The 25,134-nt window shown below is 62.8% G+C and carries 24 protein-coding genes; 10 read left to right on the forward strand and 14 right to left on the reverse strand.

Annotated elements, in window-relative coordinates:
- Nucleotides 1-33: 33 nt before the first annotated feature.
- The 5 genes from mltC to ACVDHI_RS20225 all read right to left on the reverse strand — a co-directional run bounded on the left by mltC (nucleotide 34) and on the right by ACVDHI_RS20225 (nucleotide 5,105).
- Complete coding sequence (gene mltC, locus ACVDHI_RS20205) at nucleotides 34-1,137, reverse strand: membrane-bound lytic murein transglycosylase MltC (protein WP_010675743.1); 1,104 nt, start codon at nucleotides 1,135-1,137, stop codon at nucleotides 34-36.
- A gap of 119 nt (nucleotides 1,138-1,256) precedes the next feature.
- Nucleotides 1,257-1,529 carry an oxidative damage protection protein gene (locus tag ACVDHI_RS20210; RefSeq protein ID WP_010675742.1) on the reverse strand — a complete coding sequence of 91 codons (273 nt, stop codon included), beginning with the start codon at nucleotides 1,527-1,529 and terminating at the stop codon, nucleotides 1,257-1,259.
- On the reverse strand, nucleotides 1,526-2,611 hold the full coding sequence (gene mutY, locus ACVDHI_RS20215; protein ID WP_183148960.1) for an A/G-specific adenine glycosylase: 1,086 nt from the start codon (nucleotides 2,609-2,611) through the stop codon (nucleotides 1,526-1,528). The genes ACVDHI_RS20210 and mutY overlap by 4 nt, the downstream gene beginning before the upstream one ends.
- Nucleotides 2,612-2,778: 167 nt before the next feature.
- The gene (gene exeB / locus ACVDHI_RS20220; protein WP_102948908.1) at nucleotides 2,779-3,462 is read right to left on the reverse strand and encodes a GspB family T2SS assembly factor variant ExeB; all 684 of its coding nucleotides are present in this window, start codon (nucleotides 3,460-3,462) and stop codon (nucleotides 2,779-2,781) included.
- Nucleotides 3,462-5,105, reverse strand: a complete 1,644-nt coding sequence (locus tag ACVDHI_RS20225) for an ExeA family protein (RefSeq protein WP_447212454.1) — start codon at nucleotides 5,103-5,105, stop codon at nucleotides 3,462-3,464. The genes exeB and ACVDHI_RS20225 overlap by 1 nt, the downstream gene beginning before the upstream one ends.
- Before the next feature lie 229 nt (nucleotides 5,106-5,334).
- Here ACVDHI_RS20225 and ACVDHI_RS20230 point away from each other — a divergent pair, with 229 nt between their 5' ends.
- Entirely contained in the window at nucleotides 5,335-6,573 is a 1,239-nt protein-coding gene (locus ACVDHI_RS20230) for a multifunctional CCA addition/repair protein (protein WP_042014847.1), read from the forward strand.
- 101 nt (nucleotides 6,574-6,674) lie between these two features.
- Here ACVDHI_RS20230 and ACVDHI_RS20235 read toward each other — a convergent pair whose 3' ends face one another.
- On the reverse strand, nucleotides 6,675-7,940 hold the full coding sequence (locus ACVDHI_RS20235; RefSeq protein ID WP_010675737.1) for an inorganic phosphate transporter: 1,266 nt from the start codon (nucleotides 7,938-7,940) through the stop codon (nucleotides 6,675-6,677).
- Between the two features lie 25 nt (nucleotides 7,941-7,965).
- Complete coding sequence (locus ACVDHI_RS20240) at nucleotides 7,966-8,646, reverse strand: TIGR00153 family protein (protein WP_010675736.1); 681 nt, start codon at nucleotides 8,644-8,646, stop codon at nucleotides 7,966-7,968.
- A gap of 169 nt (nucleotides 8,647-8,815) precedes the next feature.
- Here ACVDHI_RS20240 and ACVDHI_RS20245 point away from each other — a divergent pair, with 169 nt between their 5' ends.
- Nucleotides 8,816-9,769: a CYTH domain-containing protein gene (locus ACVDHI_RS20245; RefSeq protein ID WP_447212455.1), complete on the forward strand. Its 954-nt coding sequence runs from the start codon at nucleotides 8,816-8,818 to the stop codon at nucleotides 9,767-9,769.
- A 77-nt stretch (nucleotides 9,770-9,846) separates the two neighbouring features.
- Here the strand turns inward: ACVDHI_RS20245 and ACVDHI_RS20250 are convergent, their stop codons facing one another.
- The 7 genes from ACVDHI_RS20250 to hslR all read right to left on the reverse strand — a co-directional run bounded on the left by ACVDHI_RS20250 (nucleotide 9,847) and on the right by hslR (nucleotide 16,876).
- Complete coding sequence (locus ACVDHI_RS20250) at nucleotides 9,847-10,317, reverse strand: outer membrane lipoprotein (protein ID WP_010675734.1); 471 nt, start codon at nucleotides 10,315-10,317, stop codon at nucleotides 9,847-9,849.
- Between the two features lie 131 nt (nucleotides 10,318-10,448).
- Nucleotides 10,449-10,901, reverse strand: coding sequence for a GNAT family N-acetyltransferase (locus ACVDHI_RS20255; RefSeq protein ID WP_447212456.1), 453 nt, complete (start codon nucleotides 10,899-10,901; stop codon nucleotides 10,449-10,451).
- A 137-nt stretch (nucleotides 10,902-11,038) separates the two neighbouring features.
- Nucleotides 11,039-12,841, reverse strand: a complete 1,803-nt coding sequence (locus tag ACVDHI_RS20260) for an aminopeptidase P family protein (RefSeq protein ID WP_045522080.1) — start codon at nucleotides 12,839-12,841, stop codon at nucleotides 11,039-11,041.
- 33 nt (nucleotides 12,842-12,874) lie between these two features.
- Nucleotides 12,875-13,540, reverse strand: coding sequence for a GntR family transcriptional regulator (locus ACVDHI_RS20265; RefSeq protein ID WP_029314822.1), 666 nt, complete (start codon nucleotides 13,538-13,540; stop codon nucleotides 12,875-12,877).
- Nucleotides 13,541-13,713: 173 nt separating this feature from the next.
- The gene (pckA, locus tag ACVDHI_RS20270) at nucleotides 13,714-15,339 is read right to left on the reverse strand and encodes a phosphoenolpyruvate carboxykinase (ATP) (protein ID WP_010675730.1); all 1,626 of its coding nucleotides are present in this window, start codon (nucleotides 15,337-15,339) and stop codon (nucleotides 13,714-13,716) included.
- Nucleotides 15,340-15,488: 149 nt separating this feature from the next.
- Complete coding sequence (gene hslO / locus ACVDHI_RS20275; protein ID WP_182951373.1) at nucleotides 15,489-16,373, reverse strand: Hsp33 family molecular chaperone HslO; 885 nt, start codon at nucleotides 16,371-16,373, stop codon at nucleotides 15,489-15,491.
- 104 nt (nucleotides 16,374-16,477) lie between these two features.
- The gene (gene hslR, locus ACVDHI_RS20280; RefSeq protein WP_010675728.1) at nucleotides 16,478-16,876 is read right to left on the reverse strand and encodes a ribosome-associated heat shock protein Hsp15; all 399 of its coding nucleotides are present in this window, start codon (nucleotides 16,874-16,876) and stop codon (nucleotides 16,478-16,480) included.
- Nucleotides 16,877-17,092: 216 nt separating this feature from the next.
- Between hslR and exeC the strand changes: the two genes are divergently transcribed.
- The 8 genes from exeC (at nucleotide 17,093) to exeJ (ending at nucleotide 25,081) form a co-directional block, all read left to right on the forward strand.
- Entirely contained in the window at nucleotides 17,093-17,941 is an 849-nt protein-coding gene (gene exeC, locus ACVDHI_RS20285) for a GspC family type II secretion system variant ExeC (RefSeq protein ID WP_447212457.1), read from the forward strand.
- A 21-nt stretch (nucleotides 17,942-17,962) separates the two neighbouring features.
- Nucleotides 17,963-20,017: a GspD family T2SS secretin variant ExeD gene (exeD, locus tag ACVDHI_RS20290; protein ID WP_010675726.1), complete on the forward strand. Its 2,055-nt coding sequence runs from the start codon at nucleotides 17,963-17,965 to the stop codon at nucleotides 20,015-20,017.
- Nucleotides 20,017-21,522, forward strand: coding sequence for a GspE family T2SS ATPase variant ExeE (exeE, locus tag ACVDHI_RS20295; RefSeq protein WP_447212458.1), 1,506 nt, complete (start codon nucleotides 20,017-20,019; stop codon nucleotides 21,520-21,522). The genes exeD and exeE overlap by 1 nt, the downstream gene beginning before the upstream one ends.
- Before the next feature lies 1 nt (nucleotide 21,523).
- Nucleotides 21,524-22,744, forward strand: a complete 1,221-nt coding sequence (exeF, locus tag ACVDHI_RS20300; RefSeq protein WP_039040588.1) for a GspF family T2SS innner membrane protein variant ExeF — start codon at nucleotides 21,524-21,526, stop codon at nucleotides 22,742-22,744.
- A 189-nt stretch (nucleotides 22,745-22,933) separates the two neighbouring features.
- Complete coding sequence (exeG, locus tag ACVDHI_RS20305; protein ID WP_010675723.1) at nucleotides 22,934-23,365, forward strand: GspG family T2SS major pseudopilin variant ExeG; 432 nt, start codon at nucleotides 22,934-22,936, stop codon at nucleotides 23,363-23,365.
- Nucleotides 23,366-23,412: 47 nt separating this feature from the next.
- Nucleotides 23,413-23,976 (forward strand): GspH family T2SS minor pseudopilin variant ExeH, encoded by a 564-nt coding sequence (gene exeH / locus ACVDHI_RS20310; protein WP_010675722.1) that lies wholly within the window; start codon nucleotides 23,413-23,415, stop codon nucleotides 23,974-23,976.
- Between the two features lie 65 nt (nucleotides 23,977-24,041).
- Nucleotides 24,042-24,395: a GspI family T2SS minor pseudopilin variant ExeI gene (gene exeI / locus ACVDHI_RS20315; RefSeq protein WP_257713654.1), complete on the forward strand. Its 354-nt coding sequence runs from the start codon at nucleotides 24,042-24,044 to the stop codon at nucleotides 24,393-24,395.
- Nucleotides 24,396-24,439: 44 nt separating this feature from the next.
- Nucleotides 24,440-25,081 (forward strand): GspJ family T2SS minor pseudopilin variant ExeJ, encoded by a 642-nt coding sequence (gene exeJ, locus ACVDHI_RS20320; RefSeq protein ID WP_103858238.1) that lies wholly within the window; start codon nucleotides 24,440-24,442, stop codon nucleotides 25,079-25,081.
- The last annotated feature ends 53 nt before the right edge of the window (nucleotides 25,082-25,134 follow it).

The following is a 25,134-nucleotide window of genomic DNA, read 5'->3' on the forward strand; positions in this document are numbered from 1 at the left end:
AGGGCGCTCCGGGAGCGCCCTTCTTGCATGCCATCAGCCAGCCCGGCTTGCGACGGTTCGCTTGAACCCCTTCTCGGCCTGATTGACCTTGTAGAGATAGCGGCGAGCCTCTGCCTTGGGATGTTGTTCGGTCAGTACCTGATAGACGGCCTCGGGGGAGAGGCGGTTGATCATGCCGGGGGCCGCCTTGCGATCGTTGGAGAAGGTGTTGAGCACCCCTCCCGCACCACCGTTGTAGGCGGAGATCACCGCATAGCGGCGGGACTGGGGATCCTGGATATCCGCCAGATAGACGGTCTGCAGCAGGTGCAGGTAGGCGGTCCCCACATCGATGTTGTAGGCCGGATTGAACAGATCTTCCCTGGTCGGCTGGCCATCCTTGCCCTTGACCCTCACATAGACATCCCGCCCAGCGGTAGCCGGGATCACCTGCATCAGGCCATAGGCGTTGGCGTGGCTGACCGCATAGGGGTTGAAGCTGCTCTCGGTCTTGATCACCGCGTAGATGAGACTTTCGGCGACCCCGTACTTGCGGGAGGCGTCGCGGATGATGCTGGCGTATTTGTAGCCGCGCCTGTCTTCGTGGTTGGCCACCATGGGAATGTCGATGAAGAAGATGTTGCGGATCCCGAGGGTGCGCTTCTTCATCGCGTTGGCGATCAGATAGTCGGCATAACGCTCTGCACGCCAGCTGGAGCGGATCGCTTGTCCCTGGTTGTCCAGCACCTGGCCATAGAGGAAGGGCTCGCCACCTGGCATGATCTCACGGTCGGAATAGAGGTCGACCTCTGCCGGATCGTCCGGGGTTAGCAGGGTTTCGATGATGGCGCGGCGCAGGTGGGCGCGGGGATCCAGACCCGAGACGGTTTCCACCATGATGTGACCACTGGAGAAATCGATGTGGGCGCGGCTCTTGTACTGATCCGTGTATTTGACGTAGTCAAACTTGCCCGCGAACAGCGCCTCGCGCCCCCATATCTCGTTCACGTTATGGGAGAGCGCACTGATCATGTGTTCAAAACCGCGCACGTCCTTGCCGTTGACCAGATCATCATCGCCACTCCCGCTGGTCTGGGGTGTGGATGAACAGGCAGAGAGAAACAGCAGGGCGCACAGCAGCCCAAAAAAACGACCCATAAGATCCTCAAACCGGGCGGTGGGGCCGCCCGTCACTGACTGGCCTGAGCCAGGATTGGTGTCACCCTGCGGCATGTCGACGACTCAGGGGGACGCTGGCCCTTTGACTCGATTCCCGCTCACTGGCTGGGAGGGGTGTAACCGTCGATCTGGACTTCACCCGCGTCGAACAGATAGCTGACCATCTCTTTTTCCAGTAACTGGCGGTGCTCGAGATTCATCATGTTCAGCTTCTTCTCGTTGATCAGCATGACCTGCTTCTTCTGCCACTCGGTCCAGGCTTCCTTGCTGATGTTGTCGAAGATCCGCTTGCCGAGTTCACCGGGGTAGAGTTGGAAATCGAGACCCGGCGCTTCTTTCTTCAGGCGCAGGCAAAATACGGTACGGCTCATGTTGACCTCTGTGGTTGCAAGTCTGGTTGTAAGTCCGGGTAGGCGAGCAGACGGGCCGTGGCCGCCGCCAATCCCACCTCGGCAGGATGGCGTAAGTTATACCAGAGTCGGGTATCCGCTTCCATGAGCAGGGGGGCGGGCGGAACAGCCATTTCGATCAGCAAAGGGCGAATATCGAGGTGGAAGTGGCTGAAAGTGTGACGAAATCCAGCGAGCTCCTGATAGGCGGCATCCTCCAGCCCCAACTCCCGCAGTCGTCCGGTCACCTCGGTGAGGGATTCCACCTGCGGGAAGCAGTAAAGCCCGCCCCAGATACCTTGCGGCGGACGCTTCTCCAGCAGCAGCTGATCGCCGTGGCGGATGATCAGCATAATGCCGTTGCGTGCCGGAATGCTCTTCTTCGGCTTGCTGTTAGGGTAGGCGGTGGGGTTGCCCTGCGACAGCCCCTGGCAATCGGCCTGCACCGGGCAGCGCTCGCAGGCGGGCTTGCTGCGGGTGCAGACGGTGGCCCCCATGTCCATCATGGCCTGGTTGTACTGGGCCACCCCGACGCGCGGGGTGAGGCGGGTCGCCAGCTCCCAGAGATCGTGCTCGACCTGCTTCTGGCCCGGCCAGCCCGCCAGCGCCAGCCAGCGGGTGAGTACCCGCTTCACGTTGCCATCCAGGATGGCGTGGGGCTGGCCCAGAGAGAGGGAGAGCACGGCCCCGGCGGTGGAGCGACCGATGCCGGGCAGAGCCATCACCTCTTCCAGTTGTTCCGGAAAGAGGCCGCCGTGCAGATCGCGGATCTGCTGGGCAGCCTTGTGCAGGTTGCGGGCGCGCGCGTAGTAGCCAAGCCCGGTCCAGTGATGCAGCACCTCGTCGATGGGGGCGTTGGCCAGGGCCAGCACGTCGGGGAAGCGGGCCATGAACCGCTCGTAATAGGGGATGACAGTGGCAACCTGGGTCTGTTGCAGCATGATCTCGGAGACCCAGACCCGGTAGGGGGTTTTGTTCTGCTGCCAGGGCAGGGTCTTGCGGCCGTGGATATGGTACCAGTCCAGAATGCGGGTGGCGAAGGTGGTGTTGTCTGAATGGCTCACAGTGTGCTCATGTTCTGATGATAAGTCCGCCCGCCATCAGGAGGGCGATCCCCGACCCGGCGCATGGCAAAGGTCGAGTGTAGGTTATTGATTAAAAAGGGGAGCTCTCGGGCTCCCTCAGAATGGGCGGTGACCCTCCCGGGGGAGGGCCACTGGATGCCGGCAGATCAGCCGCGCCAGTCTTGCAGCGCCTTGAGGCTGGCATACTGGCCGCCGACCTGCAGGACGATGTAGTCCTGGGCGATGGCTGCCAGGATGACACCGGGGGCGATCTCATTGCCCTCGTGCCACTCCCGTCCATTGAGCACGACGGCCCGCTTGGCCGGGTCGGAGGAGTAGTTGTGGGCACCATAGGTCAGGGACGGTACCTGCTGTTTCAGGGCCGGGGCCAGGGCGCCGAGGGGGATGGCACTGGTCTGGACCTGAGCCTGGGGCGCACTCTCTTCCACCAGCGGCGTGTTGTTGAGGGCGGCCATCAGCCGTTCTGCCAGACTCTGTCCCCCCTGGTTTGCGGTAGTCGCAGCCGGGGTTGCGGCAGGTCTTGGAGCGACCACGGGCTCCGGCAGGGGGGGCGGCAGCGGCCGGGTGATCATGGGCCTGGGTTCGACCCGCACGAAGGGGGGAGTCACCACTTCCTTCACTTCGACCTGCTGTTCCACGGGTTTGAGGTGATAGAGGTGCCAGCCATAGTTGGCTGCGGCGCCCATCACCAGGGCCAGGGGCACCAGGGCCCACCAGATCCAGCGGCGGTTGGGCTCCTCTTCCTGGCTCACGGGCAGACCCATGAGCGGCATATGGGGGGTGAACTGGGGCTGGTCGGCCCGGCGCAGGGCCTTGAGCAGGGTGGACATCAGGAGGCCTCCTCGACCATGGGATCCGTCTCATCATCCGCCAAGCTGTCGAGATCGACCGGCGTGCTGGCTCGCAGGGATTCATCCTCCAGCCTGGGCATGGGTTCGCCGGAGGCCACATTCAGCCGCAGCAGGGTGTTGCTGCCGGCGATGCCGTCCGGGGTCAGTCCCTGCTCGCGCTGGAACTGTTGCAGCTTGTTCTTGAGGGTGGCATCAAAGCGGCTCACCTTGCGATCGGGTTGCTGCATGGCGCGGCTAAGGGCGTTGTCCAGCCACTGCACCTGGGCAGCCCCGGCATTGCTCGCTATCAGGGGCACGTTGCCCCTGGGCATGCGCCAGAGCAGGGTGTAGCTGCCGCCCCAGGCGTCGGAGAGCCACTGCCTGTCCACCTGCCAGCTCTGGTTGCCGATGAGCAGGGAAGCCTTGTCCGCCCCCAGGCTGACCAGGGTGGCGTAATAGAGGCCGCCGGTCTCGTCGGTGAGACTGATGAGGGCCGGGTATTGCAGCGCCTGCAATTGCGCCAGGGAGGCTTCTCCCTCCTGGCAGCGCAGGCCCGCACGGGGGGCATTGTCGCAGGTTGCCTCCTCCAGCTCGGCCTGGTAGCCCCATACCTTGTAGAGATTCTGCATGGCGACGTCCGGCTCCAGCGCCTGATTGATGGCGCGGGTCAGCTGGGCCTGCTGCTCCGGCGTGTCATCCACCTTGACCGGTACCTCGACCTTGACCAGGGGGCGGGCTGGGAAGACTCCAAAGAATTGCCAGCCCCACCAGCCGGTGGCGACCAGCAGGGCGCCCACCAGGGCGACCGTGAGGCCGGATTGCCAGCTCCCCTCGTCGCGAATGCCGCTCACCTCATACGCGGACTGGCTGATGTCCCCGTGCACTATCTTGTGGCTGCCACGGGCGAAGGCGGCGATGAGGGCGCGGTCGCAGATGAGGTTGATGAGGCGGGGAATGCCCCCGGAGAGGCGATGCAGGGTCTGGATGGCCCTGGGGGTGAAGATGGGCTGGACGCAGCCTGCCACCTGCAACCGGAAGCGGACATAGGCATCCACATCCTGGCGCGACAGCGGCAGCAGGTGATAGCGGGCGGTGATCCGCTGCGCCAGCTGGCGCAGCAGGGGCTGGCGCAGCATCTGTTGCAGCTCGGGCTGGCCGATGAGCACCACCTGCAGCAGTTTCTTCTCGTCTGTCTCCAGATTGGTGAGCAGTCGCAACTGCTCCAGCACGCCGGGCAGCAGGTGCTGGGCTTCATCCACCAGCACCACGCTGCGCTTGCCTGCCGCCAGATTCGCCAGCAGATGATCCCGGATAAGGTCGAACAATTGCTTGAGGCTGGCCTCTTCGCCGTAGGGCAACTGGAATTCGTCGCAGATGGCGGCCAGCAGATCCCGCTCGGTCAGAGAGGGATTGAGGATGTAGGCGATCTCGGTGTCGGCGGGCAATTGCTGCAGCAGGCAGCGGGAGACGGTGGTCTTTCCCGTACCCACTTCCCCGGTCAGCAGCACGAAGCCGCCACCGTCCTGCAACCCGTAGTTGAGGTGGGCGAGGGCCTCCCCGTGACGCTCGCTCATATAGAGGTATTTGGGGTTGGGCGAGATGGAGAACGGGGGCTCCGACAGACCGAAGAACTGTGTGTACATAAGGATCCATTCCATTGTTATGGGCGGCAGGTTAAAGCCTCCCAAAAGGGATGTCAAAGACCCGGATACCATAAGGGGAGCTGGCGCGAACCACGGGCTGAGTCGCCCGGGACGATGGCGGGAAGCAGCCGCCCGGCCGAGTGATGGAGAGCCCGGTGCGACGGGTGCACATCGTCTCTCTTGGCCAAAAGCGGTATCATCGGGGCAAGTTTATCGAGGGAGAGTGCGCGTGCAGATTTATCTGGTCGGAGGGGCGGTGCGGGATCGCCTGTTGGGATTGCCCCAGGGTGACAGGGATCACCTGGTGGTCGGCGCCACGGTGGAGCAGATGCTGGGTCTCGGATTCACCCAGGTGGGCCGAGACTTTCCAGTCTTTCTTCACCCCAAAACCCAGCAGGAGTACGCCCTGGCGCGCACCGAGCGCAAGCAGGGGCAGGGTTACACCGGCTTCGTCTGCCATGCCGCCCCCGAGGTGACGCTGGAGCAGGATCTGCTGCGCCGGGATCTCACCATCAACGCCATCGCCGAAGATGAGGACGGGCAACTGCACGATCCCTACGGCGGCGTGCAGGATCTGGAGGCGCGGTTGCTGCGCCATGTCTCGCCGGCCTTTGCCGAGGATCCCCTGCGCATCCTGCGGGTGGCGCGCTTCGCCGCCCGTTTCCATGCCCAGGGGTTCGTGGTGGCACCCGAGACGCAGGGGCTGATGCGCGAGATGACGGAGGCTGGAGAGCTGGCCCACCTGACCCCGGAGCGGGTCTGGAAGGAGCTGGAAAAAGTGCTGCTGGGGCCGACACCCCAGATCTTCTTCGAGGTGCTGCGCGAATGCGGCGCCCTCAAGGCGCTCTTCCCCGAGCTCGATGCCCTGTTCGGGGTGCCGGCCCCTGCCAGATGGCACCCGGAGATCGACACCGGCATCCACACCATGATGGTGCTGGCGCAGGCATGTCGCCTCTCCCCCGAACTGACCGTGCGCTTCGCGTCCCTCTGCCACGACTTTGGCAAGGGGCTGACCCCGCCCGCCTTCTGGCCGAGCCATCACGGCCATGGCCAGAAGGGGTTGCCGCTCATTCGGGATTTTTGCGAGCGCTTCCGGGTGCCGAACGAGTGTCGCGATCTGGCCCTGCTGGTGAGCGACCTGCACACCCATATCCACATTGCCTTCGAGCTCAAGCCCGCGACCCTGCTCAAGGTATTCGACAAGGCCGATGCCTGGCGCAGACCGGAGCGCTTTGCCCAGCTGCTCGATGCCTGTCGCGCCGACTTCCACGGTCGTACCGGCTTCGAAGAGAAGGTCTACAGTCAGCCGGACTATGTCGCTCAGGCCCTGGAGGCGGCGCAGGCTGTGCCGGTCAAGGAGATAGTGGCGGCCGGCTTCAAAGGGGAGGCAATCCGCGAGCAGCTTGCCAAGCGGCGGCTCGATGCCATCAGCCGGGTGCGCGACGAGTGGACCTTTATCGAGGAGTAAACGCCGCAGCCGATCGACGCTCAATCGACAGCGTGATATGGGCGAAGCATAAAAAAGCCCGGGTCAATGACCCGGGCTTTTTGTCGTGCGGCGTGGGCTGCTCAGGAGAAGCAGGCCTGCAGCACGTAGAAGATGGCGATGGCCAGGATGGCGCCCGCGGGCAGGGTGATGACCCAGGAGACCACGATGTTGCGCAGCACGCCCAGGTTCAGGGCCGCGATGCCCCGTGCCAGACCGACACCCATGACGGCACCGACCAGGGTCTGGGTGGTGGAGATGGGCAGACCGGTGCCGGAGGCGATCACCACGGTGGCGGCGGTGGCCAGCTGGGCGGCGAAGCCACGGCTCGGGGTCAGGTGGGTGATGCCGGTGCCGACGGTCGCCATCACCTTCTCGCCCATGGTGGCCAGACCGATGACGATGCCGATGCCGCCAAGGGGCAGGATCCACCAGGCGATGTGGGAGCTGCCGCCGATCTCGCCGCCGGCCGCCACGATGGAGGCGACTGCAGAGAGCGGACCGATGGCGTTGGCCACGTCGTTGGAGCCGTGGGCGAAGGCCATGGCACAGGCGGTGATGATCATCAGGATGCCGAACACCTTCTCCACGTTGGCGAAGTGCATCTTGCTGTCATCTTTCGGGTTGTACTGCTGGCCGCGGATATAGATCCAGCCGGCAAACGCCACCGCGATGGAGATGGCGACGGAGAGCAGGACGCCCTCGCCATTGCTCAGGTGCAGACCGACGTGGGTCAGCCCCTTCTTGATGGTGACCAGGCAGATGACCAGGGACGTCAGGAACATGTAGAAGGGGACATAGCGCTTGGCGTTGTCCAGGGGGTTGTCCGTGTTGAAGATGAGCTTCTGCACGCTGATGAACATGAAGTAGGCGATGATGCCCGAGATGGCCGGCGTGATGATCCAAGAGCCGACGATGCCGCCAAACTTGTTCCACTGTACCGCTTCCGGACCGATGCTCACCACGGCGAAGCCCACGATGGCGCCGATGATGGAGTGGGTGGTGGAGACGGGCCAGCCGAAATAGGAGGCCAGGATCAGCCACAGACCCGCAGCCAGCAGGGAGGCGATCATGCCGAGCACCAGCAGATCCGGCGTGTCGGCAAAGGCGTTGCTGTCGATGATGCCGCTGCGGATGGTGGCCGTCACTTCGCCACCGGCCAGATAGGCACCGGCAAATTCAAAGATCATGGCGATGATGATCGCCTGACGGATGGTCAGGGACTTGGTGCCGACCGATGTGCCCATGGCGTTGGCGACGTCGTTCGCACCAATGCCCCAGGCCATCAAAAAGCCGAACAAGGCCGCCACGAGCACCAGGGTGGTGCCGTAATTTGCGATAATGTCCATTAGTAGTGTTTACCCAGTCAGTCGATTACGAACGAGCCAGCATCAATTCCAGACGGGCGCCAACGCGCTCTGCCTGATCAGCCAGGTCACCTACCCATTCGAGGATCTTGTAGAGGAACATAACGTCGATCGGATTGTATTTGTGCTCAACGGCTTGCAGCTGTTGGCGCAGTCCGATCTGCATGGTGTCAGTATCGTCTTCGATGAGATCCAGCTGGTGGATCATCTCGGCAACCATTTCAACTTCACGTCCTTTAAAGCCGGTTTCGAGCAGCTCATCGAGTTCTCCGATGGCTTTTTCGGCTTGGGCGGTCGCATCGATACAGCGTTTGAGATAGGCCATGAAATCGGCGCGCATCTCGGTGGGGAATTCCATCTTGCGGCCAAGCATGCGGCCGGAAATATCCTTGGCACGGTTGGCAATCTTGTCCTGCTGGGTCAAGAGCTCCAGCAGATCGGTACGGGCGACCGGCAGGAACAGGCCGCGAGGGAGTTTCAAGCGGATTTCGCGCTTGAGGATGTCCGCTTCTTTTTCCAGCTGGGCGATCTGTTGCCGGATCTTCTCGGCATCTTCCCAGCGGTCTTCAGCGACGGCATCAAAGAAGGGAATGAGCTGTTCGCAGCACACGTGAACCTTGACGATATGCTTCTGCAGCGGCTTGATGGGGGACTTGGCAAAAAGACCCAAAATAGTATTTACTGGCATGGCCAAACCTGTGTCGGTGAAAAAACACTCGATACGATTTTATGAGGGGCGCATGGTAACCGAACTGTGCCATCAATAAAACCGTGAATTAATCGTGAACTGTCGCTGGCATTATATCCTCGCGACCCTGAACATGCCCCCCAAAGTTGCCCGCCAGCCCGGAATGACTATGCAAACTGAGATCGAGATAAAGTTTTTCGTCACCAGCAATATTCAAGAATCCCTCTCCAACCTTCTGAATTCAATAGAGATTATATCTTCCAATCAAGCCGCTCTTGGCAACGTCTATTTCGACACGCCCGATCTGGGTTTGCGTGGGCTCGAGATGGGGTTGCGCATTCGTCGCAGCGATGATTTTTCCGAGCAGACCATCAAGTGCCGGGGGCAGGTCGTGGGCGGATTGCACGCCAGACCCGAGTACAACGCCCCGGTAGAGGGCACCATTCCGACCCTGTCTGCCTTTCCTGCCGATATCTGGCCGAGTCTGGCGGTGCGCGATGAACTCCAGAGCCGTCTGGTGGCCCAGTTCAGCACCGATTTCCTGCGCCGCCACTGGCTGATCGCATTCGGAGATGCCGAGATCGAGCTGGCCTGGGATCAGGGGGAGATTGTCGGTGCCCTGGGGCGAACCGGGATCGACGAGCTGGAGCTGGAGCTGAAATCCGGCGATGCCCGCGCCCTGTTCACCCTGGCGAGCAAGCTGGCGGCGCAGGGAGGATTGCGGCTGGGTGCCCAGTCCAAGGCGCAGCGCGGATACAGGCTGGCTGGGCTTGGCAAGCCACTGGCCGTGCAGCCCCTGCAAGGGATTGAGGGCAAAGATCAGAAGACCAGCATTACCCTGGGTATGCAGCACTGGCAGTATCATGAGCAGCTCTGGCTCGAGAGTGGCGATGCTGGCGAACAACAACGGGCGCTGCATGCCCTGCTTGAGGGGATATCCCTGGTTGCTGAGGCGGCAGGCACGCTGACGGTGCCCCCCTCCTGGCTGGCCGACCTGCAGGCGCAACAGCGTCTGATGATGCAGGTGGCCGGGGATCGTGCATCACTGCATGCCCTGTTCCACCATGCCGACCTGGTGGGCCTGCAGCTGTCCATCGCGGCCTGGCTGCATCTGGGGGAGTGAATCTTAAGTGGTGCAGAGCGCAAAAAGGTGAGCCAGGGCTCACCTTTTTTATGGCAGTTGCACCTTGAACGGCGCTATCAGTTCACCACGGCCACGTTGATGGTGCCGTTGCCCTGGGTCATGCGGACCCGGGCGCCAGGCACAAAGGTGGGGCTGGCCTTTTGTACCACCACGATGGATTCGCCGTTCTCTTTCTTGATCTCGAGCTCGACCCCGTCAACCTGGTTGAGTTTGTCCCCTGCCGCCTTGCCGGCCGCCGCACCCGCGATGGCGCCACCGGCCGCCGCGATGTCACTGCCACGACCGCCGCCTATGGTGCTGCCGAGCAGGCCGCCGACCACGGCGCCGCCAATGGTGCCGATCAGGGAGTTCTCATCGGCCTGGATCTTGACGGGGCGGGTGGAGAGGATGGTGCCATAGCTGACGGTCTGTACCTGCTTGGCGCGATCCTTGGTGTAGACATCGCCGGAGTAGACGTCGCTGTTGGCACAGCCGGTGATGGCGGTGGTGGCCGCCAGCAGGGTGACGAGAGCAATACGTTTGAACATGATGGGCCTCCTGGGCGGGCATCGGATTAATCTGGTGATGAATTGCACTTTACGCCAACCAGATTGCGCATTAAACCCGCAAAGTGTAACCAATTATGTGGCCGGAAGGCTCCCGTGCCAGTGACGGATGGTCAGGTCAGGGCTTTTTCCAGCAGCAGGCGATCCTCGCCCGGCCCGAAGTAGCCTCTCTCTTCTGCCAACTGCTGATAACCCAGCCTGAAGTAGAGGCGCTGGGCCGGATTGGCGGGATCAACGGTCAGTCTGACCCGCTCAACTTCCAGTTTCAGCAGTCCATGCTCCACCTGCAACATCATTTGCTCGGCCAGGCCGAAGCCGCGCGCTTCGGGACGCACCGCGAGGGAAAGCAGCCAGCCCTGCGACCGATCCTGACCAAGCCCCCCCAGGGCATAGCCCAGCAGCCGGTCTTCCCGCTCCGCGACGACCAGCAGTTCGGGCCACAGATCCATGGCCTGGCGAAAGAAGAAACCGGGGTAGACATCCTCGCCGAAGACATCGGCATCTATCTGCCAGATGGCGTGCATGTCGGCGTGGGTGGCAAGGCGCAATACGGGGGACGAGTGCATCGGGGCTCCTCTCATCGGGTCTCTGCTGCGGGGCAGCCAAAAAGGAGGCACAGGGTAGAAGGGGCGGGGAGTCGATGCAAGGGGGGCATTTGTGGCATGCCGCAGATAAAGAAACAGGGCCCGCAGGCCCTGTGTCATCAGAGGAGGCTGGTCGCCTGCTCCAGCCAGGCGAGATCCTCGCCCTCCAGCAGCGGGCTCAGACGGCGGTAGACCTCCGCATGGTATTCGTTGATCCAGCGGAACTCCGCCGGGCTCAGCAGGCTGCGATCGATGAGGCGGATGTCGAACGGCACATAGGTCAGTCGCTCGAAGCCCAGCATCGGCAGCTCGCCACGGGCCTCCTGTTCGGTCACCACCACCAGGTTTTCACAGCGGATGCCGAAGGCATCTTCCCGGTAGTAGCCCGGCTCGTTGGAGAGCACCATGCCCGGCTGCAGGGCCACCAGGCTGCCCTTGGGGGCGATGCGCTGCGGGCCTTCGTGCACGCTGAGGAAGTGGCCGACCCCGTGTCCGGTGCCATGGTCGTAGTTGTAACCGGCTTGCCACAGGGGCATGCGGGCCAGCACGTCGAGCTGGATGCCGGCAGTGCCACGGGGGAAGCGGGCCTGATCCAGGGCAATATGACCCTGCAGTACCCGGGTAAACATGGCTCTGTGCTCGTCGGTTACCTCACCCACCTTGACGGTGCGGGTGATGTCGGTGGTGCCGTCCAGGTACTGGGCGCCGGAGTCCACCAGATAGATGCTGTCCTGGCCGAAGGCCCGCGGGGTACCGTTGGTGTGGCGGTAGTGGCACATGGCGGCGTTGGGGCCGAGTGCCGAGATGGTGTCGAAGCTCGGCTCCACATAGTGCTCCTGCTCGTGGCGGAAGGCTTCCAGCTGGTCGGCCAGGGTGCCTTCGTCCACACCGTCGAACTCGCCGCTGGCGATCAGGCGATCCAGCCAGGCCAGGAAGCGGGTGACGGCAACGCCGTCGCGCAGGTGGGCGGCACGCATGCCGGCCAGCTCCACGGGGTTCTTGCACGCCTTGGGCAGCATGGTGGGATCCTGGCCGGCCACCAGAATGGCGCCTGCCTCTTCCATCACGAGCTGGGTCCAGGCGTTGGCGGTGTTGGGGTCGGCCAGCACCTTCTGCTGATCCTCGCCGATGCGCTGCAACACGTCACCCAGCTTGTCGATGGGGTAGACGGAGACATCCTGCCCCACGTGCTGACTGAAGGCGAAGCAGTCGATCTTGTCGGTATCGACGAAGAAATCCATGGTGGTGTTGGCGTAGAGCACCGCAAAGCCCAGCACCACCGGCAGGCGTTCCACGTCGCGACCACGCAGGTTGAGCAGCCAGTTGATGGGCTCGGCCTGGGTCAGCAGCACCGCATCCAGCCCGCGCTTGCGCAGATCGCTGGCCAGCATTTCGCGCTTGGCCTGGCTGGACTGGCCCGCCAGCTCCTCGCTGTAGAGGATGACAGGGCTCTTGGTCGGAGCGGGACGATCGCTCCAGTGCAGATCGATGGGGTTCTCGTCGATGCGCACCAGCTCGATGCCGTGATCGGCCAGCACGGCGTTGGCGTTCTGATACCAGGCCAGGCTGTGCAGGCGGGCATCGAAACCGACCCGGGAGCCTGAGGGCAACTGCTCCGCCAGCCACTGCACGTGGGGGTCTTCATTGAGGTGGAGAAACTCGAACAGCTCGGCCGGCGCCTGCATGCGCGCCTGCACGGTATAACGACCGTCGATGAACAGGGCCGCCCGATGCGCCATGATGATGGCGAGCCCGGCGGAGCCGTTGAAACCCGTGATCCAGTCCAGCCGCTCGGCATAGGCGGGAATGTACTCCCCCAGATGCTCGTCGTCGTGGGGAACGATGAAGGCGTCCAGCTCCAGCGTGGCCAGTGTGGCCCTGACCTGGGCGACGCGGGTTTCAATAATCTCGAAATGGTTCATGTCGTTATTGCCAGCTTGTGGTGATGTGAGTGTTCATTGATGGTGGCCGCTTGCCAGGATCTGTCTGATCGACTGGCCTGCCGCCTCGATGTGTTGCTTGAGCAGTACCACTGCCTCGTGCTTGCGCCGGGCGCGGCACAGTTCAAGGAGTCGGGCGTGCTCCCGCTCGGCCTTGTCCACGCCGCCCTGGGCGAACAGCAGTTCGAAACGCACATAGCGGTCGCAGCTCAGATTGATCTGGGCGATCAGTTCCAGTGCCTGGGGGCGATTGGCTGCCTGGTAGAGGGTGGCGTGAAAGCGGTGATTCAACTCGGCCCAGTGTTCGATCTGGGTGCCAGACTCCAGCGCCAGATCAAACTGGGCGAGGATGGCTTGCGCCTGGGCGAAGGTCTCCTCCGTCATCAGGTCGACGGCGTGGAACAGGGTATCGGCTTCGAGCAGTGCCCGCAAATAAAAGAGCTCCTCGATGGCCGAGGCATCCAGCATGGTCACCACGGCGCCGCGATGGGCCTCGAACTTCACCAGCCCCTGGGCTTCCAGTTGCATCAGGGCCTCCCGCACCGGGATGCGGCTCACCGCCAGCTCCTTGGCGATGGCGTCCTGGCGCAGGGGGGCGCCCGCTGCAAACTCGCCACGCAATATCCGGCCGCGGAGGTTCTCCATCACCATCTGGGTTCGGGTCTTGTAAGGTGGGGTCATGCTGGGGTCACGGGCAGGTTGCAAAATTGTATATTGTATAAAGTTTGGCTGAATCTAACGCGCAAGGGCCGTCAAGGCAAGGCTTGGCGGGAGCCATATGCCGCGCATCGGCCAAAAAAATACCGGCCAGCAGGGCTGACCGGTACGGGATTGTGAGACGCGAGGCGCGTTTCTTACAACTGCGGGCCCGCCGCGACCAGGCGTTTGCCTTCGTCGTTGTCGGTGAAGCGCTCGAAGTTCTTGATAAAGCGCCCGGCCAGATCGGCCGCCTTGGCATCCCACTCGGCCTGGTCGGCGTAAGTGTCTCGCGGATCCAGGATGGCGGGGTTGACGCCCGGCAGCTCGGTCGGCACTTCCAGGTTGAACACCGGCAGTACCTTGGTCGGCGCCTTCTCGATGGAACCATCCAAGATGGCGTCGATGATGCCACGGGTATCCTTGATGGAGATCCGCTTGCCGGTGCCGTTCCAGCCGGTGTTGACCAGATAGGCTTCAGCCCCTGCCGCTTCCATCCGTTTCACCAGCTCCTGGCCGTACTTGGTCGGGTGCAGGCTGAGGAAAGCCGCGCCGAAGCAGGAGGAGAAGGTCGGGGTCGGCTCAGTGATGCCGCGCTCGGTACCGGCCAGCTTGGCGGTAAAGCCGGACAGGAAGTGGTACTTGGTCTGCTCCTTGGTCAGCTTGGCGACCGGGGGCAGCACACCGAAGGCGTCTGCGGTCAGGAAGATCACCTTGGTGGCGTGACCCGCCTTGGAGACCGGCTTGACGATGTTGTCGATGTGATAGATGGGGTAGGAGACCCGGGTATTCTCGGTGCGGGAACCGTCGTCGAAGTCGATGGTGCCATCGGCGGCCACGGTCACGTTCTCCAGCAGCGCATCGCGGCGGATGGCGTGGTAGATGTCCGGCTCGGCCTCTTCGGAGAGCTTGATGGTCTTGGCGTAGCAGCCCCCTTCGAAGTTGAACACGCCGTGATCATCCCAGCCGTGCTCGTCATCGCCGATCAGCTGACGCTTGGGATCGGTGGAGAGGGTGGTCTTGCCGGTGCCGGAGAGGCCGAAGAAGATGGCCACGTCCCCATCCTTGCCCACGTTGGCGGAGCAGTGCATGGAGGCGATGCCGCGCAGGGGCAGGAAGTAGTTCATCATGGAGAACATGCCCTTCTTCATCTCGCCACCGTACCAGGTGCCGCCGATGAGTTGCATCTTCTCTGTCATGTTGAAGGCGACGAAGTTCTCGGAGTTGAGACCTTGCTCCTTCCAGTTCGGGTTGGTGCACTTGGCACCGTTCATCACCACGAAGTCCGGTTTGAAGGTCTTCAGCTCCTCTTCGCTCGGGCGGATGAACATGTTCTTCACGAAGTGCGCCTGCCAGGCCACCTCGGTGATGATGCGCACTGCCAGGCGGGTGTCCGGGTTGGCGCCGCAGAAGCCGTCCACCACGAACAGACGCTTGCCGGAGAGCTGTTTGGTGACCAGCCCTTTCAGATGTGACCACACTTCCGGGGTAATCGCCTTGTTATCGTTTTTACCCTGGTCAGACCACCACACAGTATCCTGGGTAGTGGCATCTTTGACGATATATTTATCTTTAGGGGAACGGCCGGTGAAGATGCCGGTGTTGACGTTGACGGCGCCAAGCTCGGTGACGACGCCACGTTCGAAGCCCTCAAGGTCTGAGCGGGTCTCTTCAGCGAAAAGCTGCTCATAGGAGGGGTTGCGAACGATTTCCTGGCTGTTTTTGATACCGTATTGGTCCAGCTTCAGTTGTTGGGCCAGGGTGGGTTCTACCACGATTGTCATTGTATTCTCCTGGGTTCAGAGGTGTGTAGGGTTCTATCTGACGTTCATGCTACCACCTAGGTGGTAGTTTTTAGCGATCGCCATCAAACTTTATAAAATAGGGTATTTTTTTGTTATTTAAGTTAAAGGCGGGTTTTGCCCGCCTTTGATTAGTGTAACTGGTTTGCATCATTACCGGGAGCCCTGCTGAACAGGGTTTCGATGTCTATCCCGTCGAATTCGTAGTGGGCGCCGCAGTAATCGCAGTGCATGTCGATCTTGCCGAGCTCCTGCACCATGGATACCGCTTCCTCCTTGTCTATCTGCAGCAAGGCCCCTTCGCAACGAGCGCGGGAGCAGGTGCAACGGAACTCGATGGCCTGGGGATCGAACACCCGTACCTTGTCCTGGTGGTAGAGGCGGTAGAGGATCTCTTCCGCGTCCAGACCGAACAGCTCTTCGTCCTTGATGGTGGTGGTGAGCTGGACCAGGTGGTCGAAATCGTCGCTGTGATCCTCGCTCTGGGCCGGCAGCTCCTGCAGCAGGATGCCCGCAGCACGGGGCTCGCCCTCGTGGTGGCCGGTGCGGATCCAGAGGCGGGTGGCCAGTTGTTCGGACTGAGCGAAGTAGTGCTCCAGGCAGGCCGCCAGGGTGTCGGCCTCCAGGGCGATGATGCCCTGATAGCGCTCTCCCTGATCCGGGGTGATGGTGATGACCAGATGGCCGTTGCCGATCAGGCTTTGCAGCTTGCCGTCCGTCGGCAGTTCCCCTTCATAGCGTGCCACGCCGCGCAATTGCTGGTTGTTGTCGCCGTTGATGACGGCCAGACGTACCGGACCGTCCCCCTGCAGCTGCACCGTGATGGAGCCTTCGAACTTGAGGGTGGCGGTCAGCAGGCTGGTGGCAACCAGCAGCTCGCCCAGCAGGTGCTGCACCTGTACCGGGTAGTTCTGGGCGTCGATGATGTGGCGGTAGGTACGATCCAGCTGGACCAGCTCCCCACGCACTTCGTACTCTTCGAACAGATAGCGATACAGGAGGTCTTGGTTACTCATCATGGTTTCCTAGGATGTTCTTGGGGAAAAATAAACACATTGTTAAACAGGTGGTTAGGAACTAATTCCTCCACCTGTCGTCATAAAGGGGCCACAGACGCGGATTAGGATTGCTTGACCCGGATAAGCTGGCGTCGCTCCTGCTTGTCGGGTCGGCGCTCCGGGCTTGGGGCAAACTGGCTGTTGAAGCGGCGGGCTTCGCTGTTTTCGGCCCGTTTCTTCAGGCTGGCCTCTGTCTCTTCATAGAGTTGCTGGGCCAGCGGGGCGGATTTGCGCTGCTCGCTCACCTCGAGCACCCGCACCTCCCGCTCGTCCTGGCCTTGCCAGAATCGCACCAGGGCGCCGACCTCGACCGCCTTGCCCGGCTTGGTGCGCTGGCCGTTGTAGTGCACCTTGCCGCCGTCGATCTGATCCCGCGCCAGACTGCGGGTCTTGTAAAAGCGGGCGGCCCACAGCCACTTGTCGAGACGGACCTGAGTGCTGCTTTGTGCTGGATTCGACATGGATCGGCTCCGGGATGGCTGAAAAGGTGCCTGATTATACCAGAGGCGGGCCCCGGGATAGAAACAGGGGGCATCCGGGTGTGACGGAAACTGAATTTTCACCCCTTGGTCCCATCCGGTCGGTTGTCTCTGGGTCCATTGCCGTACACAATAGCCAACCGACTTGGATGCCAGACAATTTTGAGAAAGATGACGCTACCGCTTAGGGATGATTTGTTGACTTCCCTTCTGGCTCGCTGCAAGGCCATGCCACTCTCCCGTTTCAGCCAGCCCCTGTTCTGGCTTCTGCTGCTGTTGCTGGCCCAGCAGTGTGCCGTGCTCACCTGGCGCCTGTACGAACTGGCCCAGCCCGCACCCCTGACCCCCTGGCAACCCTCGGTCACCTCGGTGCAGGGGAGTGGCGGCGATCGCCTCGATCTTGGCAACCTCAGCCGCCTCTCTCTCTTTGGCAAGGCGCTGCAACCCCAGGCAGACAAGGCGGCAGAGACGGTGGCGGCGGATGCCCCGAAAACCCAGCTCAACGCCCAGCTCAACGGGGTGCTGGCAAGCTCGGATCCCGCCAAGTCCATCGCCATCATCGCCCACAACGGGACACAGAACTCTTACGCCATCGGGGACTACATCGACGGTACCCAGGCCAGGATACGCCAGGTGTTTGCCGATCGGGTCATCATCGCCCGGGACGGCCGTGACGAGACCCTGATGCTGGACGGGGAAGAGTATGGCAAGCCCCTGCCCAAACCGGCCCGCCAGGAGGGACTCTCCTCCGTGCGCAGCGAACTGCTGGGCAACCCGGGCAAGATCACCGATTACCTCAATATTTCTCCGGTCCGGGTGGACGGTCGCATGACCGGCTATCGCCTCAACCCGGGTCGCAATCCGGAACTGTTCAATCAACTCGGACTGGTCGCCAACGATCTGGCGGTCAGCATCAACGGCCTGGATCTGCGTGACAACGCCCAGGCCATGCAGGCGATGCAGCAGGTGGCGGGCGCCACGGAAATGACCGTCACCGTCGAGCGGCAAGGACAGCTCTACGACGTCTATGTCGGCTTGTCAGAATAATGAATTGGAGTAGCACCAAGAATGACAAATAAAGGGAAGGGCTGGCGTCTGGCCACCATGGCGGCAGCCTTGATGATGGCCGGTTCTGCCTGGGCCACCGAGTATTCCGCCAGTTTCAAGAACGCCGACATCGAGGAGTTCATCAACACGGTCGGCAAGAACCTGAACAAAACCATCATCATAGAGCCATCGGTGCGCGGCAAGATCAACGTGCGCAGCTATGACCTGCTCAACGAGGATCAGTACTACCAGTTCTTCCTGAGCGTGCTCGACGTTTACGGCTTTGCCGTGGTGCCCATGAACAACGGCGTGCTCAAGGTAGTGCGCTCCAAGGATGCCAAGACCTCGGCCATCCCCGTGGTGGATGACACCAACCCCGGCGTGGGTGACGAGATGGTGACCCGGGTCGTGCCGGTGCGCAATGTTTCGGTCCGTGAACTGGCCCCCCTGCTGCGTCAGCTCAACGACAACGCCGGCGGCGGCAACGTGGTCCACTACGAGCCCTCCAACGTGCTGCTCATCACCGGCCGCGCCGCCGTCGTCAACCGCCTGGTGGAGGTAGTTCGCCGGGTGGACAAGGCGGGGGATCAGGACATGGACGTCATCAAGCTCAAGTTCGCCTCCGCCGGCGAGATGGTGCGGCTGGTGACCAACCTCAACAAGGATGGCAGCAATCAGGGGGCCAACGCCTCGCTGCTGCTCTCCCCCAAGGTGGTGGCCGACGAGCGCACCAACTCCGTGGTCATCAGCGGCGAGCCCAAGGCCCGTGCCCGCATCATCCAGATGGTGCGCCAGCTCGACCGGGATCTGCAGAGCCAGGGCAACACCCGGGTCTTCTACCTGAAATATGGCAAGGCCAAGGATCTGGTGGACGTCCTCAAGGGGGTCAGCTCCAGCATCGCCGCCGACAAGAAGGGCGGGGCGGCTGCCACGGCCACGGGCGGCGCCAGCATCGGCGGCGGCCAGCTCGCCATCTCCGCCGACGAGACCACCAATGCCCTGGTGATCACCGCCCAGCCGGACGTGATGGCCGAGCTGGAGCAGGTCATCGCCAAGCTCGACATTCGCCGTGCCCAGGTGCTGGTGGAGGCCATCATCGTCGAGATATCGGATGGTGACGGCATGAATCTCGGGGTGCAGTGGGCCAACACCAATGGCGGCGGCACCCAGTTCACCGACACCGGTCTGCCCATCGGCTCCCTGGCCATCGCCGCCAAGGATTACAAAGACAACGGCAACACCGACGGCCTGTCATCCCTGGCGGGCAGCTTCAGCGGCATGGCGGCAGGCTTCTATCACGGGGACTGGGCGGCGCTGGTGACGGCGCTCTCCACCAACAGCAAGAACGACATCCTCTCCACCCCGAGCATCGTCACCATGGACAACAAGGAGGCCTCCTTCAACGTCGGTCAGGAAGTGCCGGTGCAGAGCGGCTCCCAGAGCTCCACCACCAGCGATCAGGTGTTCAACACCATAGAGCGCAAGACGGTGGGGACCAAGCTGGTGGTGACGCCCCAGATCAACGAAGGAGATTCCGTGCTGCTCAACATCGAGCAGGAAGTCTCCAGCGTGGCACAGAAGCAGGCGACCGGGACCGCCAACCTGGGCCCCACCTTCGATACCCGTACCGTGAAGAACGCCGTGCTGGTCAAGAGCGGCGAGACAGTGGTGCTGGGTGGCCTGATGGACGAACAGACCCAGGAGCAGATCTCCAAGGTGCCCCTGCTCGGGGACATTCCGGTGCTGGGCTACCTGTTCCGTTCCTCCAAGACCTCCACCGCCAAGCGCAACCTGATGGTCTTCATCCGCCCGACCATATTGCGTGACGCCAATGTCTACTCCGGGGTCTCCAGCAACAAGTACACCCTGTTCAGGGCCGAACAGCTGAGCCGGGCTGCGGAAGAGGGCTATGCCACCTCGCCGGCTCGCCAGGTGCTGCCCGCCTATGGCCAGGACGTGATGATGTCCCCCGAGGTGCAGCAGCAGATCCAGAGAATGCAGGCCCAGCAGCAGGCGACCGCCACCGGCGTGCGCGCCCAGGTGCAGGAGCAGCCCTTCGTGCAGAGCAAGCCCTGATGGCCGCCTACCAGCTCGATGGCAGCGAGCTGCCGGCTCCCCTGCCGGAACTGCCGTTCGCGTTTGCCCGCAACTTCGGGGCCATCCTGACCGAGCGCCAGGGTACCCCGGTGCTGCTCTGTCGTCAGGGGATCTCCCCTCAGACCCTGCTGGAGGTGCGGCGGGTGGCGGGCTGTGCCTTCGCGGTGGAGCTGCTTGGCAACGACGAGTTCGAGACGCTCCTGATGGCCCACTATCAGCGTGACTCCTCCGAGGCGCGTCAGCTGATGGAGGATCTCGGCAACGAGATGGACTTCTTTGCCCTGGCCGAAGAGCTGCCCCAGAGCGAGGATCTGCTGGATGCCGACGACGACGCCCCCATCATTCGCCTCATCAATGCCATGTTGAGCGAGGCGATAAAAGAAGAGGCGTCCGACATCCACATCGAGACCTTCGAGCGGGCCCTGGTGATCCGTTTTCGCATCGATGGGGTGCTGCGGGAGATCCTGCGCCCCCATCGCAAACTCGCCTCCTTGCTGGTGTCGCGCATCAAGGTCATGTCGCGCATGGACATCGCCGAGAAGCGGGTGCCGCAAGATGGCCGCATCTCACTGCGCATCGGCGGCCGGGCGGTGGACGTGCGGGTCTCCACCATGCCCTCCAGCTACGGCGAACGGGTGGTATTGCGACTGCTCGACAAGAACAACGTGCGCCTCGAGCTCAAGCAGCTCGGCATGACGCTGGCCAACCGCAACATCATCAGCGAACTCATTCGCAAGCCCCACGGCATCATCCTGGTGACGGGCCCGACCGGTTCGGGCAAGTCCACCACCCTGTATGCGGCCCTCTCGGAGATCAACTCCCGGGATCGCAACATCCTGACCGTCGAAGACCCCATCGAATATGACCTCGAAGGGGTGGGCCAGACCCAGGTCAACAGCAAGGTGGACATGACCTTCGCCCGGGGCCTGCGCGCCATTCTGCGCCAGGATCCGGACGTGGTGATGGTGGGGGAAATCCGTGACCTCGAGACCGCCCAGATCGCGGTGCAGGCATCCCTCACCGGTCACCTGGTGATGTCGACCCTGCACACCAACACCGCCATCGGCGCCATCACCCGGATGCGGGACATGGGGATCGAGCCCTTCCTGCTCTCCTCGTCGCTCCTGGCGGTACTGGCCCAGCGGCTGGTGCGCACCCTCTGCCCGGATTGCCGCGCACCGCACCCTGCCACCGAGCAGGAGCGTGTTGCCATGGGCATCGAGCTTGCGCCGGATCAGCAGATCTGGCGTCCGGTGGGCTGCGAGCAGTGCAACCATACCGGCTATCGCGGCCGGACCGGCATCCACGAGCTGGTGGTGGTGGACGAGGCGGTGCGCGAGGCGATCCACAGCGCCAGCGGCGAGCTCGCCATCGAGCGGCTGATCCGGGGTCACACCCCCAGCATCCGCCGCGACGGCATCGACAAGGTGCTCAAGGGGCAGACCAGCCTCGAAGAGGTGCTGCGCGTGACCCGGGAAGACTGAGATGGCGGCATTTGAATACAAGGCCCTCGACGGCAAGGGGCGCAACAAGAGCGGCGTGCTGGAAGGGGATTCCGCCCGCCAGGTGCGCCAGCTGCTGCGCGAGCAGGGGCTGACCCCCCTCGAGGTGAACGAGACCACCGAGAAGGCCAAGCGGGAGGCGAACCGCTTCGTGCTGTTTCGCCGTGGTGCCTCCACCGCAGAACTGGCCCTCATCACCCGCCAGCTGGCGACCCTGGTGGGGGCCGGTCTCACCATCGAAGAGGCCCTCAAGGCGGTCGCCGAGCAGTGCGAGAAGGCCCACCTGCGCAGCCTGGTGGCGACGGTGCGCAGCAAGGTGGTGGAGGGGTATTCCCTGGCCGACTCGCTGGGGGCCTTCCCCCATGTGTTCGACCAGCTGTTCCGCTCCATGGTGGCGGCCGGCGAGAAGTCCGGTCACCTGGAGAAGGTGCTCAACCGTCTCGCCGATTACACCGAGCAGCGCCAGCACATGCGCACCAAGCTGCTGCAGGCGATGATCTATCCCATCGTCCTCACCCTGGTGGCGGTGGGGGTCATCTCCATACTGCTCACCGCCGTGGTGCCCAAGGTGGTGGCCCAGTTCGAACACATGGGCCAGCAACTGCCGGGTACCACCCGTTTCCTCATTGGCACCAGCGAGCTGTTGCAGCACTACGGCCTCTGGTTCCTGCTGCTCCTTGGCATTGGCGGCCTGATCTGGCGCTGGTGGCTGACCGACGACAAGCGTCGCCGTCGCTGGCACCAGGTGATACTGCGCCTGCCGGTGATCGGTCGGGTCAGCCGCGGTCTCAACACCGCCCGCTTTGCCCGCACCCTGAGCATCCTCAACGCCAGCGCCGTGCCCCTGCTGGAGGGAATGAAGATCGCCGGCGAAGTGCTCTCCAACGACTATGCCCGCATGCGCATCGGTGAGGCCACCGAGCGGGTGCGGGAGGGGACCAGCCTGCGCAAGTCGCTGGATGAAACCAGAATTTTTCCGCCCATGATGCTGCACATGATCGCCTCGGGCGAGCAGAGCGGCGAGCTCGACAGCATGCTGGAGCGGGCGGCGGACAACCAGGACAGGGAGTTCGAAACCCAGGTGAACATCGCCCTCGGGGTGTTCGAGCCCATGCTGGTGGTCTCCATGGCCGGGGTGGTGCTGTTTATCGTGATGTCGATCCTGCAGCCGATCCTGGAGCTCAACAACATGGTGAATCTGTGAGGCTGGCGTGCGTGTGACATCGGTCGATCCCGCGGTCAACTCGCTCGAGCTCAACAATATGGTGAATCTGTGAGGGTCGGGTGCCCGAATAGGCTTCGCCATTCGAACCTGCAAATTCAATCGAATGATCGTGGTTTAACAGTTAATCGTTGATGGCTCATGCCATCTCATTTCGTTAGGGAGTCAGTCATGCAAAAGCGTCGTCAATCGGGTTTTACCCTGCTGGAAGTGATGGTGGTCATCGTGATCCTGGGGATCCTGGCCAGCCTGGTGGTGCCCAACCTGATGGGCAACAAGGAGAAGGCGGATCAGCAAAAAGCGGTCTCCGACATAGTGGCGCTGGAAAACGCCCTCGACATGTACAAGCTGGACAACAACCGCTACCCCACCACCGAGCAGGGGCTGGACGCCCTGGTCAACAAGCCGACCGCATCCCCTGAGCCGCGCAGCTACCGCGAAGGGGGCTACATCAAGCGCCTGCCGCAGGATCCCTGGGGCAACCAGTACCAGCTGCTGAGCCCGGGCCAGTTCGGCAAGATCGACATTTTCTCCATGGGGATGGACGGCGAAGCCGGGACCGATGACGACATCGGCAACTGGAACCTGAAGGACTTCCAATAAGTGATTCCGCCGCGTCGTGCTCACTGCGCCACCCCGGGGCTGCCTGCATGAAGGTGGCCTCTTCTGCCCGTCACCAGGCCGGTTTTACCCTGCTGGAAGTGTTGCTGGTGGCCATGTTGATGGGACTGGTGGCGACCGCCGTCACCCTCAGCATGGGGGGCGCCAGGGGGGATCGGGAGCTCGACAAGCAGGCGCGCCGCTTCATGGCGACCTTGCAGCAGGCCCAGGAATATTCGGTGATGGATGGCAGGCTGCTGGGGCTGCGGGTCGAGGAGAACGGCTGGCAGTTTATGTCCCGGGATCCCAAGGATCGCAAGTGGCGCGCACTGACCGGTGACAAGTTGCTGGGGCCGGTGACGTTGCCGGAGGGGATGACCCTGGCGGTGGAGCTGGAAGGTTTCAACTGGCGTACTGCGTCGGACGAACGCCAGGAGCAGGGTCGGGACGAGCGCGAGCGGACACCCCAGATCCTGGTCTTTCCGGGGGGAGAGCTCTCTCCCTTCGTGCTGACCCTGAGCCAGCAGGACGAGGATCTGCACTACCTGCGCACCGTCAGGGGGGACGAGTTCGGTCGTCTCTCCCTGTTGCAGGATGAAGAGGAAGAAGAGTGAGGAGCGCCAGGCCCGCAGGGGGCGCTCTAGCGCGTCGCACCGCTCTGTCGGGCGGCCCCGCCCGGGTGCGCGGCATGACGCTGCTGGAGGTCATGGTGGCCCTGGCGGTGTTTGCCATCGCCGGGCTGGCGGTGATGAAGACCGCGAGCGAACACCTGGCCGGCCTCAATTATCTGGAGCAGAAGACCCTGGCGACCTGGGTGGTGGAGAATCAGCTGGTGCAGCAGAAGCTCGAAGGCAAATGGCCGGGAGACAGCTGGGTGGAAGGGGACGAGGAGATGGCCGGGCAGACCTGGTACTGGCGCTATCGCGGCGTCGCCACGGCGGACAGCAACTTCAGGGCGCTGGACATGGAAGTGCGCACCGCGCCCAAGGCCGACAGCCCGGTGGCCATGATCCGGACCTATCTCAGCCGATGAACATTCATCAACGTGCGTCCATGATCCGGAGCCGGTGTCAGCCGATGATCCAGAGCAACCCCCGCCCATCGCGCCACCGCGGCTTTACCCTGCTTGAGATGCTGGTGGCCATCGCCATCTTCGCCACCCTGAGCCTGGGGGCCTATCAGGTGCTGCAAGGGGTGCTGACCAGCGACGAGGTTGCCAAGCGCAAGGAGGCCCGCCTTTCGGAACTGCAGCTCGCCTTCAGCCTGCTGGAGCGGGACGTCACCCAGATGGTGCCGCGCAGCGGTCGCATCGACGGCGAAAACAACAAGGTGCTGCTGGCGGCGTCCCGCTTCGGCCAGCAGAGCGACGACTGGGGCATGGCCTTCATTCGCGGCGGCTGGCTCAATCCGGACGGCATACTGCCGCGCTCCGGCCTGCAACGAGTGGGTTGGCGTCTCAAGGGGCAGACCCTGGAGCGGTTGAGCTACCTCTATCCGGATCCGGCCATTGGCACCGAGCCGCGCATTCAGCCCGTGCTGACCGGCGTGACGGCGCTGCGCCTCTATTTCTACGACAAGGGACAGTGGAAGGAAGAGTGGACCCAACGCGACCTGCTGCCCTACGGGCTGGCGGTGGAGCTGGAGCTTGAAGACTACGGCACCATCCGCCGCCAGTTCCTGATCGGAGCCGGTGGCCAGAGGGCAGAGAATGGTAACTGATCGTCGTTTTCCCCTGTCCGTCACGGAGGATGACGGCACTATTCGACGTCGCC

The sequence above is a fragment of the Aeromonas sp. 25-248 genome (assembly GCF_053005425.1).

What these genes read in the sequence shown, in the direction of transcription:
- mltC (WP_010675743.1), bottom strand. Translation starts at nt 1,137, where the DNA reads ATGGGTCGTTTTTTTGGGCTGCTGTGCGCCCTGCTGTTTCTCTCTGCC.
- ACVDHI_RS20210 (WP_010675742.1), bottom strand. Translation starts at nt 1,529, where the DNA reads ATGAGCCGTACCGTATTTTGCCTGCGCCTGAAGAAAGAAGCGCCGGGT.
- exeB (WP_102948908.1), bottom strand. Translation starts at nt 3,462, where the DNA reads ATGTCCACCCTGCTCAAGGCCCTGCGCCGGGCCGACCAGCCCCAGTTC.
- ACVDHI_RS20225 (WP_447212454.1), bottom strand. Translation starts at nt 5,105, where the DNA reads ATGTACACACAGTTCTTCGGTCTGTCGGAGCCCCCGTTCTCCATCTCG.
- ACVDHI_RS20235 (WP_010675737.1), bottom strand. Translation starts at nt 7,940, where the DNA reads ATGGACATTATCGCAAATTACGGCACCACCCTGGTGCTCGTGGCGGCC.
- ACVDHI_RS20240 (WP_010675736.1), bottom strand. Translation starts at nt 8,646, where the DNA reads ATGCCAGTAAATACTATTTTGGGTCTTTTTGCCAAGTCCCCCATCAAG.
- ACVDHI_RS20245 (WP_447212455.1), top strand. Translation starts at nt 8,816, where the DNA reads ATGCAAACTGAGATCGAGATAAAGTTTTTCGTCACCAGCAATATTCAA.
- ACVDHI_RS20250 (WP_010675734.1), bottom strand. Translation starts at nt 10,317, where the DNA reads ATGTTCAAACGTATTGCTCTCGTCACCCTGCTGGCGGCCACCACCGCC.
- ACVDHI_RS20255 (WP_447212456.1), bottom strand. Translation starts at nt 10,901, where the DNA reads ATGCACTCGTCCCCCGTATTGCGCCTTGCCACCCACGCCGACATGCAC.
- ACVDHI_RS20260 (WP_045522080.1), bottom strand. Translation starts at nt 12,841, where the DNA reads ATGAACCATTTCGAGATTATTGAAACCCGCGTCGCCCAGGTCAGGGCC.
- ACVDHI_RS20265 (WP_029314822.1), bottom strand. Translation starts at nt 13,540, where the DNA reads ATGACCCCACCTTACAAGACCCGAACCCAGATGGTGATGGAGAACCTC.
- pckA (WP_010675730.1), bottom strand. Translation starts at nt 15,339, where the DNA reads ATGACAATCGTGGTAGAACCCACCCTGGCCCAACAACTGAAGCTGGAC.
- hslO (WP_182951373.1), bottom strand. Translation starts at nt 16,373, where the DNA reads ATGAGTAACCAAGACCTCCTGTATCGCTATCTGTTCGAAGAGTACGAA.
- hslR (WP_010675728.1), bottom strand. Translation starts at nt 16,876, where the DNA reads ATGTCGAATCCAGCACAAAGCAGCACTCAGGTCCGTCTCGACAAGTGG.
- exeD (WP_010675726.1), top strand. Translation starts at nt 17,963, where the DNA reads ATGACAAATAAAGGGAAGGGCTGGCGTCTGGCCACCATGGCGGCAGCC.
- exeE (WP_447212458.1), top strand. Translation starts at nt 20,017, where the DNA reads ATGGCCGCCTACCAGCTCGATGGCAGCGAGCTGCCGGCTCCCCTGCCG.
- exeF (WP_039040588.1), top strand. Translation starts at nt 21,524, where the DNA reads ATGGCGGCATTTGAATACAAGGCCCTCGACGGCAAGGGGCGCAACAAG.
- exeG (WP_010675723.1), top strand. Translation starts at nt 22,934, where the DNA reads ATGCAAAAGCGTCGTCAATCGGGTTTTACCCTGCTGGAAGTGATGGTG.
- exeH (WP_010675722.1), top strand. Translation starts at nt 23,413, where the DNA reads ATGAAGGTGGCCTCTTCTGCCCGTCACCAGGCCGGTTTTACCCTGCTG.
- exeJ (WP_103858238.1), top strand. Translation starts at nt 24,440, where the DNA reads ATGATCCAGAGCAACCCCCGCCCATCGCGCCACCGCGGCTTTACCCTG.